16 protein-coding genes are annotated in these 16,018 nt (G+C 67.4%); 10 read left to right on the forward strand and 6 right to left on the reverse strand.

Annotated elements, in window-relative coordinates:
- The first annotated feature begins 2 nt into the window (after nucleotides 1-2).
- The 3 genes from ACZ6DT_RS02210 to ACZ6DT_RS02220 are packed head-to-tail and all read left to right on the forward strand — an operon-like array spanning nucleotide 3 to nucleotide 2,513.
- On the forward strand, nucleotides 3-575 hold the full coding sequence (locus ACZ6DT_RS02210; RefSeq protein ID WP_465587339.1) for a DUF3558 domain-containing protein: 573 nt from the start codon (nucleotides 3-5) through the stop codon (nucleotides 573-575).
- Nucleotides 572-1,768 carry a hypothetical protein gene (locus ACZ6DT_RS02215; protein WP_465587342.1) on the forward strand — a complete coding sequence of 399 codons (1,197 nt, stop codon included), beginning with the start codon at nucleotides 572-574 and terminating at the stop codon, nucleotides 1,766-1,768. Before ACZ6DT_RS02210 ends, ACZ6DT_RS02215 begins: the two co-directional genes overlap by 4 nt.
- A gap of 1 nt (nucleotide 1,769) precedes the next feature.
- Nucleotides 1,770-2,513 (forward strand): ESX secretion-associated protein EspG, encoded by a 744-nt coding sequence (locus tag ACZ6DT_RS02220; protein WP_465587345.1) that lies wholly within the window; start codon nucleotides 1,770-1,772, stop codon nucleotides 2,511-2,513.
- On the opposite strand, the gene ACZ6DT_RS02225 is transcribed toward ACZ6DT_RS02220, so the two are convergent.
- From ACZ6DT_RS02225 to ACZ6DT_RS02245, 5 genes are all read right to left on the reverse strand, one after another.
- Nucleotides 2,510-3,265 carry an amino acid ABC transporter ATP-binding protein gene (locus tag ACZ6DT_RS02225; protein WP_465587347.1) on the reverse strand — a complete coding sequence of 252 codons (756 nt, stop codon included), beginning with the start codon at nucleotides 3,263-3,265 and terminating at the stop codon, nucleotides 2,510-2,512. The genes ACZ6DT_RS02220 and ACZ6DT_RS02225 overlap by 4 nt on opposite strands.
- Nucleotides 3,262-4,068, reverse strand: coding sequence for an amino acid ABC transporter permease (locus tag ACZ6DT_RS02230; protein WP_465587349.1), 807 nt, complete (start codon nucleotides 4,066-4,068; stop codon nucleotides 3,262-3,264). The genes ACZ6DT_RS02225 and ACZ6DT_RS02230 overlap by 4 nt, the downstream gene beginning before the upstream one ends.
- Nucleotides 4,069-4,138: 70 nt before the next feature.
- The gene (locus ACZ6DT_RS02235; protein ID WP_465587352.1) at nucleotides 4,139-4,960 is read right to left on the reverse strand and encodes a transporter substrate-binding domain-containing protein; all 822 of its coding nucleotides are present in this window, start codon (nucleotides 4,958-4,960) and stop codon (nucleotides 4,139-4,141) included.
- 328 nt (nucleotides 4,961-5,288) lie between these two features.
- Nucleotides 5,289-6,146, reverse strand: coding sequence for an alpha/beta fold hydrolase (locus ACZ6DT_RS02240; RefSeq protein ID WP_465587355.1), 858 nt, complete (start codon nucleotides 6,144-6,146; stop codon nucleotides 5,289-5,291).
- Between the two features lie 84 nt (nucleotides 6,147-6,230).
- On the reverse strand, nucleotides 6,231-7,643 hold the full coding sequence (locus ACZ6DT_RS02245; protein WP_465587358.1) for a M20/M25/M40 family metallo-hydrolase: 1,413 nt from the start codon (nucleotides 7,641-7,643) through the stop codon (nucleotides 6,231-6,233).
- 373 nt (nucleotides 7,644-8,016) lie between these two features.
- Here ACZ6DT_RS02245 and pdhA point away from each other — a divergent pair, with 373 nt between their 5' ends.
- From pdhA to ACZ6DT_RS02280, 7 genes are all read left to right on the forward strand, one after another.
- A complete protein-coding gene (gene pdhA / locus ACZ6DT_RS02250) occupies nucleotides 8,017-9,222 on the forward strand; it encodes a pyruvate dehydrogenase (acetyl-transferring) E1 component subunit alpha (protein WP_465587361.1) in 1,206 nt (401 codons plus the stop codon).
- Between the two features lies 1 nt (nucleotide 9,223).
- The gene (locus ACZ6DT_RS02255) at nucleotides 9,224-10,216 is read left to right on the forward strand and encodes an alpha-ketoacid dehydrogenase subunit beta (protein ID WP_465587364.1); all 993 of its coding nucleotides are present in this window, start codon (nucleotides 9,224-9,226) and stop codon (nucleotides 10,214-10,216) included.
- 16 nt (nucleotides 10,217-10,232) lie between these two features.
- Complete coding sequence (locus ACZ6DT_RS02260; protein WP_465587367.1) at nucleotides 10,233-11,558, forward strand: dihydrolipoamide acetyltransferase family protein; 1,326 nt, start codon at nucleotides 10,233-10,235, stop codon at nucleotides 11,556-11,558.
- Nucleotides 11,559-11,707: 149 nt separating this feature from the next.
- A complete protein-coding gene (locus ACZ6DT_RS02265; protein WP_465588783.1) occupies nucleotides 11,708-12,277 on the forward strand; it encodes a TetR/AcrR family transcriptional regulator in 570 nt (189 codons plus the stop codon).
- Nucleotides 12,278-12,303: 26 nt separating this feature from the next.
- Nucleotides 12,304-14,253 carry an ABC transporter ATP-binding protein gene (locus ACZ6DT_RS02270; RefSeq protein ID WP_465587368.1) on the forward strand — a complete coding sequence of 650 codons (1,950 nt, stop codon included), beginning with the start codon at nucleotides 12,304-12,306 and terminating at the stop codon, nucleotides 14,251-14,253.
- 2 nt (nucleotides 14,254-14,255) lie between these two features.
- Nucleotides 14,256-14,756 carry a P-loop NTPase family protein gene (locus ACZ6DT_RS02275; RefSeq protein ID WP_465587371.1) on the forward strand — a complete coding sequence of 167 codons (501 nt, stop codon included), beginning with the start codon at nucleotides 14,256-14,258 and terminating at the stop codon, nucleotides 14,754-14,756.
- Between the two features lie 57 nt (nucleotides 14,757-14,813).
- Nucleotides 14,814-15,296, forward strand: coding sequence for an FxsA family protein (locus ACZ6DT_RS02280; RefSeq protein WP_465587374.1), 483 nt, complete (start codon nucleotides 14,814-14,816; stop codon nucleotides 15,294-15,296).
- A gap of 73 nt (nucleotides 15,297-15,369) precedes the next feature.
- Here the strand turns inward: ACZ6DT_RS02280 and ACZ6DT_RS02285 are convergent, their stop codons facing one another.
- The gene (locus tag ACZ6DT_RS02285; protein ID WP_465587377.1) at nucleotides 15,370-16,017 is read right to left on the reverse strand and encodes an SCP2 sterol-binding domain-containing protein; all 648 of its coding nucleotides are present in this window, start codon (nucleotides 16,015-16,017) and stop codon (nucleotides 15,370-15,372) included.
- Between the last annotated feature and the right edge of the window lies 1 nt (nucleotide 16,018).

The raw sequence follows: 16,018 nt of genomic DNA on the forward strand, positions 1-16,018 counted from the left end.
CTGTGGCCACCGTGCTCGCGGCCGGTTGCAACGGGGAAACCGGCGGTAAGGCCGAGCCCTCGACACCCACCCCCGATGCCACAGCCCTCCCTCGGGCAGGGGCTCCGAAAGTGGCGACCCCGTTGAAGACGGAAAAGCTCACCAACGAACCCTGCAGTGCAGCCACAAACGCGGAAATCGAGGGCATCGCCGGAAAGCTGAAGAGCTCGAAGGTGGAACAAATCGCCGGCGGCCCGACTTGCTCGTGGGTCCTCGCCGACCTCGCCGGATCGATCAACGGAGGCCTGAACGTCAGCCAGCCCGATGGCTTGAGTCACCTCTACGCGCTCAAGCAACAGGGTAGCGGCGTCACGACGTTCAAGCCCTTGCCTGATATCGGCGGATATCCGGCCGTCGTCTACGCGAACGGCGGTGAAGGCGCTGGGAATTGCAACCTGGCGGTCGGAGTTCGCGACGACATGATGTACACCGTGGTCACCGCGCTGTTCGATGACAGCCCTGGCTACAGCGATCCCTGCGGTTCCAGCGTGAAGCTGGCGGAGTTGGCGATCCAGCGTTTGAAGGCGGCCCAATGACCTACAGCGGCTGGGAGATCTTCACCAAGCTCAACGCCAACCCCAAGACGACCGCACGGCTCGACGCGGCCCAGGTGGCGTCCCACCACCTGATGGTGATCCATGAGGACATCAGCAAGGCGATGGCCAACAGCCAGACGGCGCTGAGTTCCTTCTGGAAGGGCAAAGCCGCCGACAGCGGCGTAGCGGGCCTCGCCCCGCTCATCGCGACTTCCAAGATCGCGGGCGAGAACATGGACCGCGCCCGGCAGTCGATGTACGACCAGAACGCCTCCTTCCATTACACGCGCGGTAATGTCCGTCCGGTCGAGAAGGAGCGCGCGGGGGACAGCGGGCCGGAGGACGTCCTGTCCATCGGGGCGAGTGACGACGAGATCGCGGCCGCGAAGTTCGACGCGGACACCAAGCACAATGTCGAGATCTACGAGCCGTACTACCAGGGCACGCAGCCTCGGCAGCAGTCGCTCGCGCCGGCGTATCCGGCCGCGCACGATCCGAACGTTTCGTCGGGGCCGATCACGCCGGATCCGGTCGACCCTGGTCAGACCAAGGTCAGCGGGTTCAGCGGTGGGCCTGGTGACTCGGGGCGGCATGGTGGACCCGGCGGGTACACCGGCGGGCCGAGTTCGTACAGCGCGCCTCCGGGCGCCGAGGGCTATCAGGCGCCGAGGCCGCCGCAGGTTCCGCAGCCGCCGAGGATGCCGCAGATGCCGAGGCCGCTGCCTTCGCCGCAGCCGAACGATCGGACCGACCTGTCCTCCAAGGCCGACGACAAGGTCCAGGGGCGTCCAGGCAACTTCCCACCGCCAAACCTCGGGCCGGGTGGACCCGGTGGCGGCGGCGGATTCGGTCCGGGGTCGGGTGGGTTCACCGGCGGTTTCGGGCCTGGTGGCGGGTTCGGGCCGGGCGGGTCGACGGGCGGGCCGGGGAGCATGGGGCCCGGTCGCGGTGTCGGCGCCGGGATGCCCGGCGCAGGCGCGATGCGCGGACCGGCCGGAACGCCGGCGGGTGGCGCGGGGTCGGGTCGTCCCGGTGCGCCGGGTATGGGTGCCGGCGGGATGGGCGGCGCCAAGGGCAAGGGTGGCGAGGACGAGGAGCACCAGCGCAAGATCATGTTGCAGGAAGAGGACGGCGACTCCCTCTTCGGCGGCTACGACGGGGACAAGCCGGTTCCGCCGGTGATCGGCGCGTAGCGTGCTGCGAAAACCCGTCGAACTGACGCTCCAGACCTATGAAACCCTGCTGGACCAACACGATCTGGGCGATATCCACCCGACGCTCGTCCGTGGCGCGCAGTGGTACGTGCCCGAGGAACGTCGCGAGCTCGCCGCCACCGCACAGTCCGAATTGGACAGACAGGGTCTGCTCAAACGTGGCCGGATCGACGACGAATTCCTCGACACACTTCGTTTCCTGCAACGGCCGGCGGTGGAGTACTACTCGTGGGTGAAGTCCGAGGGACGTGAGCGGACCGTTCGCGCCGCGGGCAGTGGCAGGGAAGCGGTCACGGTCGTCTTGGTCGACAAGGTCGTGTACCTGACGCCGGCCAGGCCGGACACGCTCGCGCAGGATTTCACCGGTCTGCTTCCCGAGGCTCCCGCCGCGCGCACGCCGTCATTGAACTGCGCGGAAGCCGATCTGCAAGTCCTGATGAAGGGCGAAACGCCGACCGGCGGCGGCCCGAGCATCCGCGACGCCAAGAAGATCATCCAGTGGATCCGGTCGCCGCACACCTTCTTCGGCAGGCTTTACGTCGCCATCCGTGACGGCGGCGGCAACCGGAAACGCGTCGAAAGGCCACCGGGCTGGATGGACACCGAACAGGGCCGCGTCGTGTTCGGCCCGGACGCCAAGGGCTGGGTGAGCCTCATGGGCGCCGGGCCGCACGAAATCGTCTCCAAGGTGGTCCAGCTGGAGTCGCAGCTCCGGGGACGTTAGCCCTGGTGGTTCGGGTTCAACACCCGCGAGAGGAACGTTTTCGTGCGTTCCTCCTGCGGGTCGCCGATCACCTGGTCCGGCGCACCCTGCTCGACGACGACACCGCCGTCCATGAACAGCACGATGTCGGCCACCTCGCGGGCGAACTGCATCTCGTGCGTGACGACGAGCATCGTCATGCCCTCCTGCGCGAGTTGCCGCATGACCGCGAGGACGTCGCCGACCAGTTCGGGGTCCAGCGCCGACGTCGGTTCGTCGAACAGCATGACGTCGGGGTCCATCGACAGGGCCCTGGCGATCGCGACGCGCTGCTGCTGCCCGCCGGAAAGCTGCGTCGGCAGCGAAGATTCCTTCTCCGCCAACCCGACCTTCGCGAGGTTCTCCCGCGCGATGCGCACCGCCTCGTCCTTGCCGCGCTTCAACACCTTGCGCTGCGCGACGGTGAGGTTTTCGAGCACGCTCAGGTGCGAGAAGAGGTTGAACGACTGGAAGACCATGCCGATCTTCGTGCGGGCGGCGTCGATGTCGACGTCCGGGTCGGTGATCTCGCTGCCGTTGACCACGATCTTGCCCTGCTGCGGTTCCTCCAGAAGGTTCACGCAGCGCAAAAACGTCGACTTGCCGGAGCCCGACGGGCCGATGATGCAGACGACCTGGCCGCGCTCGACGTGCAGGTCGATGCCCTTGAGCACTTCGAGTTCGCCGAACGCCTTGTGCAGTCCCGAAACCTCGACGATCGTCTGGGTGCTCATACCGTTCCTCCGCCGGGCACTCCGGCTCCGTATTTCTTCTCTAGCCGCTGCTGCAGGATCGACAACGGAATGGTGATGACCAGATAACACAGGCCGGCGACGACGATCGGTGTCAGGCCCTTGGCCTCCAGCAGCGCCTGACGGCTGAACTGCGCGAGTTCCTGCTGCGCCGGCGTGGTACCGAGCAGGAACGCCAGCGAAGAGTCCTTCGTCAGCATGATCAACTCGTTGGCCAGCGGTGGCAGGATGATCCGGAACGCCTGCGGGATCACGACGGTGATCATCGTGCGCGCGGGAGACATGCCGAGTGACCGCGCGGCCTCGACCTGTCCACGCGGCACCGCCTGGATACCGGCGCGGATGGTCTCCGCCATGTAGGCCGAGGACACGATGCCCAGCGCCAGCATGATCGAAATGTTCCGCGGCAGGAACACGTTCGGGAAGGCGATCGGCACCCCGACACCGACCGCCAGGAAGATCAGCAGCGCGGGCAGGCCGCGGAAGAATTCGATGTACCCGCGCGCGAACCAGCGGTACGGGGCGACCGAGGACAGTCTCATCAGCGCGAGCAGGAGACCGAGTCCGAGGCCGAGCACGAAGCCCAGCGCGGTGAAGATGATGGTGTTCTTCAGTGCGACGGTGATGACGTCCGGGAACTGCTTCGCGGCGACTTCGAGGTCGAAGAACGCCTTGCCCAGCCGTCCCCAGTCGGCCAGCAGCGCGAACACCACGACGATCACCAGCAGCAGACCGTACTGCGCCCACCGGAACGCCGATCGTCGCTGACGGCGGCTCAGTGCCATTTCTCTCCTCAAACAGGTGGTGACAAGCCTGTGGCCGGTGCGCTGGGCACCGGCCACAGAGGACGGATTATCAACCGGCGGCCGGGCTGCCCGGCTGCCAGCTCGGCGCCTTGCCGAACCACTTCTGGTAGATCTGCGCGTACGAGCCGTCGGTGACCGAAGCCTTGAGGACCTCGTTGATCTGGTTGAGGAGGGCGGTGTTGCCCGTCTTCACGCCGATTCCGTAGAACTCGTTGGTCTTGAACTCCGTGACGACGGTGGTGTCCGGGTTTGTCTTCACGAAGTCGTAGAGCACGCCGTTGTCGTTGATGCCCGCGTCGACCTGGCCGCTCTTGACCGCCTGCTCCAGCAGCGCGAGGTCGTCGAAGGTGACGATCTCGGCGCCGGCGGCCTTCTCCTTGGCGTAGTCGGCACCGGTGGTGGCCGACTGGACGCCGATCTTCTTGCCGGCGACGTTGCCGAGGTCCTTGATCGGCGAACCGGTCTTGACCAGCAGCGCCTGCGACGCCTCGAAGTACGGGTCGGAGAAGGCGAACTTCGCCTTGCGCTTGTCGTTGATCGTCATACCCGCGGCGGCGAGGTCGCACTGACCGGTGTTCATCGCCTCGCCGGACTCGATGTTCTCGAAGGCGATGTCGACGATGCTCTGCTCGACGCCCAGCTTCTTCGCCACGAGGTCGACCAGATCGACGTCGAAGCCGACGATCTTGTCGCCCTGCTTGACCTGGAACGGCTGGTAGGGCAGGTGCGTGCAGGTGGTGAGCTTGCCGGAAGCGACGAGCTGGACGCCACCGGCCGCGGTGCTCTGCCCACCTTCTTCGCCACACGCGGTCAGCGCACCCGCGGCTAGGGCGAGCGCCGGGATCAGGGCGAGCGCTTTGAATCGGGCCACGTCGTCACTCCTTGTAGTTCCCATGTGTCGAGAGCACGCATATTGCCACTCATCCGGCGGCAATCACAGCACTGTGACGTTACAGCGCCGTTTCGACCGTCACGGTTGTTACATGGGTATCGCGCCGACATGGTGGGGTGCAGCGAGTACGGCGAACAAGCTCGGCGAGACGGTCGAGGGCGAGAGCCACTCCTGGGTCGACGTGTGGACGGCGGGCCCAGGGACCCTGCGAACGCGATCCCGGTCAGTCCACTTTGGACTTCTCGGCACAGCTGACGTGAGCGTGTGCCGCCCCTGGAATCACGCGACGACCACGCGCCAAGTTCGCCTAGGCCAGGAACTCCCGCAACGCCGCGGCGAGGTCGGCCGGGTTGTCCTCGGCCACGTGGTGCCCGGACTCGATGGCGAAGCCGCGGACGTCCTCGGCCCATTCGCGCCATACGGCGATCGGATCGCCGTAAAGCTCTTCGAGGTCGTCCAGGCTGGACCACAGAACGAGGACCGGGCACTCGATCTTCTTCCCGGCCGCTTTGTCGGCGTCGTCGGCTTCGCGGTCGGGGCCGAGCCCGGCACGGTAGTCCTCGAGCATCGCGTGGACGGTCTCGGGATCATGGATCGCGCGCAGGAAATCGGCGTGGTTCTCCGCGCCCATCGCCTCGGGATCGCCGCCGTACCAGGCGTCCGGGTCGGCGTTGATCACGCGTTCGGCGGGTTTCGCGAGCTGGCCGAAGAAGAACCAGTGCCACCAGGCCCGCGCGAACGTCACGTCCGCGCGCGAAAGATGCTCGCCGATCGGGAGGCCGTCGAGGATGGCGAGTTTCGTGACGACCTCGGGGTGATCGAGCGTGAGGCGATAGGCGACGGCGCTGCCGCGGTCGTGCCCGGCGACGGCGAACCGCTCGTGCCCGAGGTGACGCATGAGCGCGACGATGTGCCGGGCCATGGCGCGTTTCGAGTGCGCGGAGTGATCCTCGAGGGTCTCGGGTTTCGAGGACTGGCCATAGCCGGGGAGGTCCGGGCAGACGACGGTGAAGGCGTCCGAGAGCCGTGGCGCGACGTCGTACCAGGTGGTGTGGGTGCGCGGATGTCCGTGCAGGAGCACGAGAGGCGGCCCCGACCCGCCGTGGCGGACCCTCAGGGTCACGTCACCGACCTCGACGTTTTCGAGCTCGAAACCCTCGAACATGATCCTCCCCTACGCGCCATGAACGGTCCGTTACTTGCAAATTTTGCAAGTAACGGACCGTTCCTCGCAGCGTGAGCGGGAAAATCAGCTCCGCGCGTGCGCGTCCAGGATGTGCGCGACCGCTTCGGTGACCCGCTGCGCGAAGTCGATGTTCAGCCACTCGTCCGGGACGTGGATGTTCGAGTCCGGCCCGCAGGCGCCGGTGACCACGAACTGCGCCTCCGGGTACTTCTCGCCGAGCAGCCCCATGAACGGGATCGACCCGCCCATGCCGTAGCTCTTGTGCGGCGCGCCGAAGACCTCGCCGCTCACGTGGTGCAGGACGGCGTCGAGCCACGGCGCGGTGTCCGGCGCGTTCCAGCCGTTCTCGGCCTGGAAGTCGCCGAGCTCGACCGAAGCGTCGTACGGCACATCGGTGGTGAGGACGCGGCGGACCGCCTCCATCGCGGTCTTCGCGTCGACCGTCGGCGGGAGGCGGAAGCTCAGGGTGAGCGTGGTGCTGTCGCGCAGCACGTTGCCCGCGTCGGCCGGGGGCGGGAAGCCCTCCGCGCCGATCACCGAAAGCGTCGGCCGCCACGAGTTGTTGAGCAGCAGTTCCAGATCGTCGTCGGACACCGTTTGGCCGACCACCGGGAAGAGCGTCTTCATCGCGCCGGGCGCGATCTCGACGACACCGCGAGCTTCCTCGACGCGGTTCTCCGGGATGTCGACGCTCAGCTCGGCGAGCTTGAGCTCGCCGGTCTCGACGTTCTCGATCCGGTCGATCAGGGCACGCAGGACACGGAACGAGCTCGCGACGATGCCGCTGGCCATCCCCGAGTGCTGCGCGGACTCGAGCACCTTCACGGTGACGTTGACGCGCAGCATGCCGCGCAGGCTGGTCGTCAGCCACAGGCGCTGGTAGTCGGTGCCGCCGGCGTCGAGGCAGACGACCAGCGAGACCGCGCCGAGCTTCTCCTTCAGGTGCTCGACGTAGGCGGGCAGGTCCGGGCTGCCGGATTCCTCACCGGTCTCCAGCACCACGACCGCGCGGGAGTGCTCACCACCGGCGGCGCGCACGGCCTCGATCGCCGTCGTCGCCGCGTAGCCCGAGTAGCCGTCGTCGACCGCCCCGCGGCCGTACAGCCGACCGTCGCGGATCACCGGCGTCCACGGGTCGAGCCCCTCGGACCAGCCACCCACCGGGGGCTGCTTGTCGAGGTGCCCGTACATCAGCACGGTGCCCTTGTCGGCCGCCGCGGACGTCGCGGGGATGTCGACGACCAGTAGCGGGCTGCGGCCTTCGAGCTCCACGACCTCAAGCGTCGCGCCGGGGATCTCCCGCGCGGCGATCCAGGAACGGACGTGCTCGACGGCGGCGGCCAGATGACCGGTCTTCGCCCACTCGGAGTCGAACGCCGGCGACAAGGCGGGGATCGCCACCAGGCCGGACAGGCTGGGAAGGACATCGTTCGTCCAGTTCGAAACAACAGTTTCGCGTACGGATTTCTGCTCCACGTCCGCCATCCTGCCACGGGTCGCCGAGCGTGTGATGGATCACAGCGGCGGGCACGGATCGTCATCGATCAAGCCGGACAAGACACCCGTCCGGGTGCGTCGTCCGCTGGTCGGCCCGCGGGTGAATCCCCTACTTTCGGCGCCCCCACACTCGGGCTTCCTAGCATTTTCCCTGATCAGACACCCTTTCTCAGCAACAAATCAGCATCCGCCACTGACCAAGACGGCGTCCGGCATGCCAGGATGTGCGCACGAACCGTCAACGCCGATGGTGACCCAGCGCTTCAGATCCGACGCGCTGGTCCCCGCCGGCGCAGTCACTGTGGCCGCCACAAGTGGCCGCCAGAGGCGCCGACATCAAGGAGAGCAGCGCATGCCGTCCGAACACTGGACGCACCCGGAGCCTGGAGATGGTCCCGCCGCCGTAGCGGCGCAACCTTCCCCCGAACAGGTGATCGCCGGTTTGCGAGCAACGAGCGAAGGTGGCGCTGAGCTGACTCAGCTGCTCACCCCCGAAGGCGAACGGATCTCGTCGCCGCGATTCGACCGCTACGTCGACGACATCGACGTCGAAGCCCTCAAGGGCCTTTACCGCGACATGGTCCTGGTCCGCCGCGCGGACCGCGAGGCCAACGCGATGCAGCGCCAGGGCCAGCTCGGCATCTGGGTCCCGCTGCTCGGGCAGGAGGCCGCGCAGATCGGTTCCGGCCGCGCGCTGCAGAAGCGGGACATGGCCTTCCCCAGCTACCGCGAGCACGGCGTCGCGTATGCCCGCGGCGTCGACCTCAAAGAGGTGCTCGGCATCTTCCGCTGCACCGACCACAGCGGCTGGGACTACAAGGAACACGGCTTCCACCCGTACACCATCGTGATCGGCAACCAGGTGCTCAACGCCGCCGGTTACGCGATGGGCCAGAAGTTCGAAGGCAAGGTCGGCGACGACGACGGCGAAGCGACCATCTGTTACTTCGGTGACGGAGCGACTTCGCAGGGCGACGTGCACGAAGGCTTCGTCTGGGCTGCGGTCTACGACGCGCCGCTCGTGTTCTTCTGCCAGAACAACCAGTGGGCGATCTCCGAGCCCACCGAACGCCAGTCGCGGCTGCCGCTGTACCAGCGCGCCCGCGGTTACGGCTTCCCCGGCATCCGCGTGGACGGCAACGACGTCCTCGCCTGCCTAGCGGTCTCCCGCTGGGCGCTCGACGAATGCCGCCACGGCAACGGCCCGGTGCTGATCGAGGCGTTCACCTATCGGATGGACGCGCACACCACCACCGACGACCCCACCCGCTACCGGCTCTCCGACGAGCTGGAGGAGTGGAAGCTGAAGGACCCGATCGAGCGCGTCCGGGCGTACCTCGCCCGCGGTGGCGGCGCCGACCAGGCGTTCTTCGACCAGGTGCAGGCCGATTCGGACGCGTTCGCGGCCGAGCTGCGCGAGTACTGCTTCAACATGCCCGAACCGCCACCCGAGCGGATCTTCTCCAACGTGTACGCGGAATCCACGCCGCTGCTGGACGCGCAGCGCGAAGAGTTCTTGGCCTACATGGACGGTTTCGTCGGGGCAGGTGAACACTGAAATGGCCGACCTCCAGAAACTCACCATCGGCAAGGCGATCAACCTCGGCCTCCGGCGCGCCATGGAAGAGGACCCGAAGGTCCTGATCATGGGTGAAGACGTCGGCAAGCTCGGCGGCGTCTTCCGCATCACCGACGGACTGCAGAAGGACTTCGGCGAGCAGCGCGTCCTGGACACGCCGCTGGCCGAATCGGGCATCATCGGCACCGCGGTCGGCCTGGCCGTCCGCGGTTTCCGCCCGGTGTGCGAGATCCAGTTCGAGGGCTTCATCTTCCCGGGCTTCGACCAGATCTCCAGCCAGGTCGCGAAGCTGCACTACCGGACGCAGGGCAAGATCAAGATGCCCATCGTGATCCGGGTACCGTTCGGCGGCGGCATCGGCGCGGTCGAGCACCACTCGGAGTCGCCGGAATCGCTGTTCGCGCACATCCCCGGGCTCAAGGTCGTCTCGGTTTCGAACGCCGTCGACGCCTACTGGGGCATTCAGCAGGCGATCAAGTCCGAGGACCCGATCCTGTTCTTCGAACCGAAGAAGCTGTACCACTCGGGTGCCTTGAAGGCCGAGATCGACACCGACGGCACGCCGGACCCGCTGTTCAAGTCCCGCGTCGTCCGCGAAGGCACGACGGTCACCGTCGTCGCGTACGGCCCGTCGGTGAAGGTCGCGCTCGACGCGGCGGCCGCCGCCGAGGACGAGGGCAAGTCGCTCGAGGTCATCGACCTGCGGACGCTGTCCCCGCTCGACCTGGAGCCGGTGTTCGAGTCGGTGCGCAAGACCGGGCGGCTCATCGCGCTGAGCGAGGCGCCGTCGGAGTCGTCGCTGACCTCGGAGATCGCCGCGCGCGTGCAGCAGGAATGCTTCTACTCGCTGGAAGCCCCCGTGCTGCGGGTGACCGGATTCGACACGCCGTACCCGCCCGCCAAACTCGAGGAGCACTACCTCCCCGATCTGGACCGGGTGCTGCACACCGTCGACCGTTCACTCGCCTGGTAAGGGGGAAGTTCCTGAGATGCCCGAGTACAAACAATTCCCCCTAGCCGACACGGCGGAGGGGCTGACCGAGGCCGACATCATCGCCTGGCAGGTCAAACCGGGTGACACCGTCACGGTGAACCAGATCGTGGTCGAGGTCGAGACCGCGAAGGCCGCCGTCGAACTGCCCATTCCGTGGGCGGGCGTGGTCACCGAACTGCTCGTCGAACCGGGCCAGACGGTGGAGGTCGGCGCTCCGATCCTCACCATCGACGTCGACCCGGACGGCAAGGCCGCCCCCGCTGCCGCCCCCGTGGCGGAAGAGCCGGCGGAAGAGGAGATGAAGCCGCTGGTCGGCTACGGCTCCAAGGCCGTCGTCACGCAGCGGCGTGCGCGGAAGGGCGCGGCACCGGCCGCCGCTACTCCTGCTCCGGTGGCCGTGGCTCCCGCGCCTGCTGTGTCTTCAAAGCCGAAGGGCGGGTACGTGCCGCTGGCGAAGCCGCCGGTGCGCAAACTCGCCAAGGACCTCGGCGTCGACCTGCACGCGCTCACCGGGACCGCCGATGGCGGCGTCATCACCCGTGACGACGTGCGGGCGGCCGCCGACGGTTCGGCTCCGGCCGCCCCTGTTCAGTCTGTTGTGGACAGTGGCTACGACCCCGCGACGCGGGAACGCCGGGTGCCCATCAAGGGCGTCCGCAAGGCCACCGCCGCCGCGATGGTGCGGAGCGCCTACACCGCCCCGCACGTCACGGAATTCCTCACCGTCGACGTGACGCCGATGATGGAATTCCGGGAGAAGCTCAAGAAGTCGCGCGAGTTCGCCGGGGTCAAGGTCACCCCGCTGACCTTCGCGGCGAAGGCCGTCTGCCTGGCGGCCAAGCGCACTCCGGACGTCAACGCGGTGTGGGACGAGGCGGCGCAGGAGATCGTCTACAAGGACTACGTGCATCTCGGGATCGCCGCGGCCACCCCGCGCGGGCTCGTCGTACCCAAGGTCCGTGACGCGGATTCGATGTCCCTCAAGGAACTCGCGATCGCGCTCACCGAGCTGACCGACGTCGCCCGCGAGGGCAAGACCACCCCGGCGGCCATGCTCGGCGGCACGATCACCATCACCAACGTCGGCGTCTTCGGCGTCGACACCGGGACGCCGATCATCAACCCCGGCGAGTCCGCGATCCTGTGCCTCGGCGCGATCAAGGACACCCCGTGGGTGGTCGACGGCGAGATCAAGGTGCGCAAGGTGCTCCAGCTTTCGCTGAGCTTCGACCACCGCGTGATCGACGGACAGCAGGGTTCGGAGTTCCTGGCCGACGTCGGCGCTTTGCTGGCCGACCCCGCGGTCGCGATCACCTACTGACCCCAAAGTCCGTGAAGGCCTCCTTGAGGGACCTAGAGTCCCTCAAGGAGGCCTTCACGGACTTCCCGTTTATTCGCTTGACGGAGTGAGTGCTCACTCCGCAAACTGAAGGCATGACAGAAACCACCTCCCGGCGGAGGGCGCCGGGAATGAGTGCCGACGAGCGGCGCCGGATGATCGTCCAGTCCGTGCTGCCTTTGCTGGTGGAGTACGGCGCCGGTGTCACGTCCAGCCAGATCGCGCGAGCCGCGGGCATCGGCGAGGGCACCGTCTTCCGCGTGTTCAAGGACAAGGACGAACTGTTCGCCGCCTGCTTCGCCGAGGCACTGAAACCCGACCAGGTACTCGACGCGATCGCGGTCATCGACCTCGACCAACCCCTCGACGACAGGCTCATCGAGGCGGCCGACGCGCTCAGCGCGCACCTCCAGCGGATGGGCGCGCTGATGGCGGTCATGCACGGCTCCGGCAAGCGGCCGGAGCATCGCCATGACGACCGCAGGGACCGGCGAAAGGAGTCGATGAGCGCGATGCGCGACGCCATGGCCGAGCTGTTCGAACCGGAGAAGGACCACCTCCGCCTGCCGCCGGCGCAATCCGCGGCGCTTTTCCTGTCGTTGCTGTTCAGCGGCCGGATCCGGTTCAGCGAGACCGGTGACGAACCCACCACGATGGAACTCGTCGACGTGTTCCTCAACGGCGCCTTGGGGGCCGCGTGATCGGCCCGCCCGGTGCGGGAGGCGGCATGGAACTGTTCATGGCGCGCGGCGGCAGGCGCCGTCGCCCGCCGTCGACGGTGCCCGACAGCGGGCTGACCGGCCCGGTCGACATCCCGGAGCCCGAACCCGACGCCCTCCCGAAAGACCTGAAGTCCCGGCTCAACCGCATGTGGGTCAACGTCGCGGGCACGGTCCGCGGCCTGCCGAAGGTCGCGAAGCTGACCTGGCAGGCAAGCCCGCCGCTGACCATCATGATCACCCTGGTGACCCTGCTTTCCGGTCTCCTCCCGACGGCGACCGCGTACGTCGCGAAGCTGCTGATCGATTCGGTGGTCGCGGCGATCCAGGGACACGGGACGAAGAGCGCGATCGTCGGCGTCGCCTTCTTCCAGTTCGGCATCGTCGTGCTCACCGCGGTTTCGCAGGCGCTGACCACCTACGGCCAGTCCCTGCTGCAGGAACGGATGACGCTGACCATCCGCCATCAGGTGATGGACCACGCCAGCGAACTGCATCTTTCGTACTTCGAGGGGTCCTCGTCCTACGACATGCTGCGCCAAGCCGCGCAGGAGGCGCCGACGCGGCCGCTGTCGATGATGAACTCGGCGCTGGGCCTGATCCGGATGACGATCACCTTCGGCAGCATGATCGCGCTGCTCGTCTCGATCAGCCCGCTGCTGGCGCTCGTCGCGCTCGTGGCGCCGATCCCCGCGTTCATCTCGCAGTCGAAATACGGTGCCCGCGCGTTCTGGCTGACGGTGATGATGTCACCGCTGAAACGACGGATGGATTATCTGTCCTCTTTGGTCACCACGGATACCTACGCCAAGGAGACCAAGCTCTTCGGGCTCGGCCCGTACTTCGTCGACCGGTTCCAGCGGCTCGGCCAGGTCTTCTACGACCGCCAGCGGACACTGACCCGCAAGCGCAGCGTCAGTTCGACGTCGTGGGGGCTGCTCAGCACCACCGCCGGAGCCGCGATCGCGCTGTACATCGCGCTGGAGGCCGTCGGCGGCAGGCTCACCCTCGGCGATCTCGCGCTGTACACGGCCGCGGCGGCGTCGGTGCAGACGTCCGTCCAAGGCCTGTTCACCGCGTTTTCCGGGATGTACGAGAACAATCTCTACCTCGACACGCTGTATCGCTTCCTCGGGACGAAACCGGAGATCGTCGCGCCGCCGGAGCCGCGTCCCCTTCCGTCCACTGTGGAGGGACACATCAGGTTCGAGGAAGTGTCCTTCACCTATCCAGGAGCACCCGAGCCCGCCCTGGACGGCGTGAGCTTCGAGATCCGGCCGGGGGAAACGGTCGCCGTCGTCGGCCGCAACGGAGCCGGGAAGTCGACACTGTTCAAACTGCTGTGCCGGCTGTACGACCCGACGGGCGGGCGGATCCTGCTCGACGGCGTCGACATCCGCGAATACGACCCGGTGGAACTGCGGCGGCGGATCAGCGCGATGTTCCAGGACTACGTCACCTACCAGGGCACCGCTGCCGAGAACATCGGGCTCGGCGACCTGACGCATCTGATCGACCGTGAACGGATCGAGACGTCGGCCAACCGGGCCGGTGCCGACGAGCGGATCGAGCGCCTGCCCAGCGGCTACGACACCCCGCTCGGCCGCTGGTTCGACCAGGGCGTCAGCCTGTCCGGCGGCGAATGGCAGAAGATCGCGCTGGCCAGGGCGTTCCTGCGGGAGGCGCCGATCCTGATCCTCGACGAACCGACGTCCGCGCTGGACGCCCGGGCCGAACACGACCTCTTCTCGCGGCTGCGGGAGCTTTCGGAAGGACGCACGACGCTGTACATCTCGCACCGGTTCTCCACCGTCCGGCAGGCGGAGCGGATTCTGTTGCTGGAAAACGGAAAGGTCGCCGAATACGGATCGCACGACGAGCTGATGGCGGCGAAGGCCGGCTACGCCGAGCTGTTCACCCTTCAAGCCGCCGCGTACCTCGACGACGCCGTCGACTGACGATGCGACGGATCATGGTCGTCGGCTGTAGCGGTGCCGGGAAGTCGACGTTCTCGCGTCGGCTGGGCGCCGCTCTCGACCTGCCGGTCACCCACCTCGACCGGCTCTTCTGGCGGCCGGGGTGGACGCAGGCGCCGGAAGAGGAGTTCCACGCCGCGCAGCGGGAGATCGTCGCGTCCGACGCCTGGGTGATCGACGGGAACTACGGGGCGTCGATGCACCTGCGGCTGCCGCGGGCCGACACGATCGTCTTCCTCGACTTCCCACGCCGCGTCTGCCTCCGGCGGGTGCTGGTGCGGTGCCTGCGCGAGTACGGGCAGGACAAGCAGGCACCCGGCTGCCCCGAGCGCTTCGACCGGGAGTTCTACTCCTACGTCTGGCGCTGGCCGAAGGACCAGCGGGAACGGACGGTGCGACGGCTGGCGGAACAGGGGGCGCACGCGCGGCGAATCGTGCTGACCAGGCGGCGTGCGGCGGAGGAGTTCCTGCGCCGGATCGGATGACCTCGTCACCGTATCGGGGGTTGGGAGCAAAACGGGCAAGCCGTACGTTGTCGAGGTATGGCTGTCGCGTTCCTGCTCTATGTCGTCGCCGAGATCGCCGCCGTGTGGGCGGTGGGCTCGGCCGTTGGCGTGCTCGGCACGATCGCGCTGCTCTTCGCCGGTGCGTTCATCGGCTCCTGGCTCGCCCGCCGCGAAGGCGGCCGCGCCTTCCGCGCGTTCGCCGAGTCCGCGCGGCTCGGGCGGCCGGCCGACGCGGAGAAGGAACTCACCGACGGGATGCTGATCGGGCTCGGCGGGCTGCTGATCCTGCTGCCCGGTTTCGTCAGCGACGTCATCGGCCTGCTGTTCATCCTGCCGCCGACGCGAAGTGTCGCGCGCAAGGTCTGGCAGAAGCGGATGGCACGCCGGGCGGTCAAGTTCGCCGACCGTACCCGCGGGCCGGTGATGGTGGTGGACAGCGAAGTCGTCGTGGACACCCCGCCCGCCGAGGCCGCCAAGAAGCAGCCGCCGGTGATCGAGGGCCGCATCGTCGAGGGCTGAGCCCTTTAGCTTCGCCACTACACTGCTAGTGGCGAAGCTCCCCAAGGACCGGAGTCGAGGCCGAGCGGCCCAGCTAACTTCCGCTCGGCTTCGGAATGTCGAAGTACCCGATGAACCGCACCGCCGGCGCGTACTCGCCCTTCACCTTCACCTTGCCGGTCACGAACATCGCCGCCACGGCCGCGTTGCCGGTGGCCATCCGGATGAAGTCGTCGACGGACAGCGTGATGGTGGTGTCCGGAGTGCGCGCGAGATCGGTGCTGGAAACGCAGACGCCGTCTTCGATGACCGTTTGAAAGCGATCGAAACCGTCTTCACCGTCACCGTCGGTAAAACGCCACGCGACGACGAAGTCGACATGCTGAGCACGTTCCGGAACGAAATGATCCGACATTCTGCGGAAGATCTCGTCGAGGAACGCCGAACGCAGTTCCGGATGATCGGCGATCGCCTTCAACTGCTCCCGCGATGCCCGTTGCACGACGTCGACGAGCACTTCGGTCTCCAGTGAGCTCAGCTCGATGCCCGCACCGGTTTCACCCAGCATGTGGAGGGTTTCCAGCACCTGGGTGAACTGCTCGGGGCTCAGGTTGGCGAGTTCGAGCTTCTCCGCGAAAGCGTTGACGACGTGCTCGCCGCCGGTGCGCGTCCGGCGCGGCCGTAACGGACGGGAAAGGCGCGCCTTGTCCCGCCAGCGCCGGATCGAAGAATTTCGGGGCACG

The organism is Amycolatopsis sp. NPDC041971, assembly GCF_055588925.1.

Coding starts and splice junctions, on each gene's coding strand:
- ACZ6DT_RS02215 (WP_465587342.1), top strand. CDS start 572: ATGACCTACAGCGGCTGGGAGATCTTCACCAAGCTCAACGCCAACCCC.
- ACZ6DT_RS02225 (WP_465587347.1), bottom strand. CDS start 3,265: ATGAGCACCCAGACGATCGTCGAGGTTTCGGGACTGCACAAGGCGTTC.
- ACZ6DT_RS02230 (WP_465587349.1), bottom strand. CDS start 4,068: ATGGCACTGAGCCGCCGTCAGCGACGATCGGCGTTCCGGTGGGCGCAG.
- ACZ6DT_RS02240 (WP_465587355.1), bottom strand. CDS start 6,146: ATGTTCGAGGGTTTCGAGCTCGAAAACGTCGAGGTCGGTGACGTGACC.
- pdhA (WP_465587361.1), top strand. CDS start 8,017: ATGCCGTCCGAACACTGGACGCACCCGGAGCCTGGAGATGGTCCCGCC.
- ACZ6DT_RS02255 (WP_465587364.1), top strand. CDS start 9,224: ATGGCCGACCTCCAGAAACTCACCATCGGCAAGGCGATCAACCTCGGC.
- ACZ6DT_RS02260 (WP_465587367.1), top strand. CDS start 10,233: ATGCCCGAGTACAAACAATTCCCCCTAGCCGACACGGCGGAGGGGCTG.
- ACZ6DT_RS02265 (WP_465588783.1), top strand. CDS start 11,708: ATGAGTGCCGACGAGCGGCGCCGGATGATCGTCCAGTCCGTGCTGCCT.
- ACZ6DT_RS02270 (WP_465587368.1), top strand. CDS start 12,304: ATGGAACTGTTCATGGCGCGCGGCGGCAGGCGCCGTCGCCCGCCGTCG.
- ACZ6DT_RS02275 (WP_465587371.1), top strand. CDS start 14,256: ATGCGACGGATCATGGTCGTCGGCTGTAGCGGTGCCGGGAAGTCGACG.
- ACZ6DT_RS02280 (WP_465587374.1), top strand. CDS start 14,814: ATGGCTGTCGCGTTCCTGCTCTATGTCGTCGCCGAGATCGCCGCCGTG.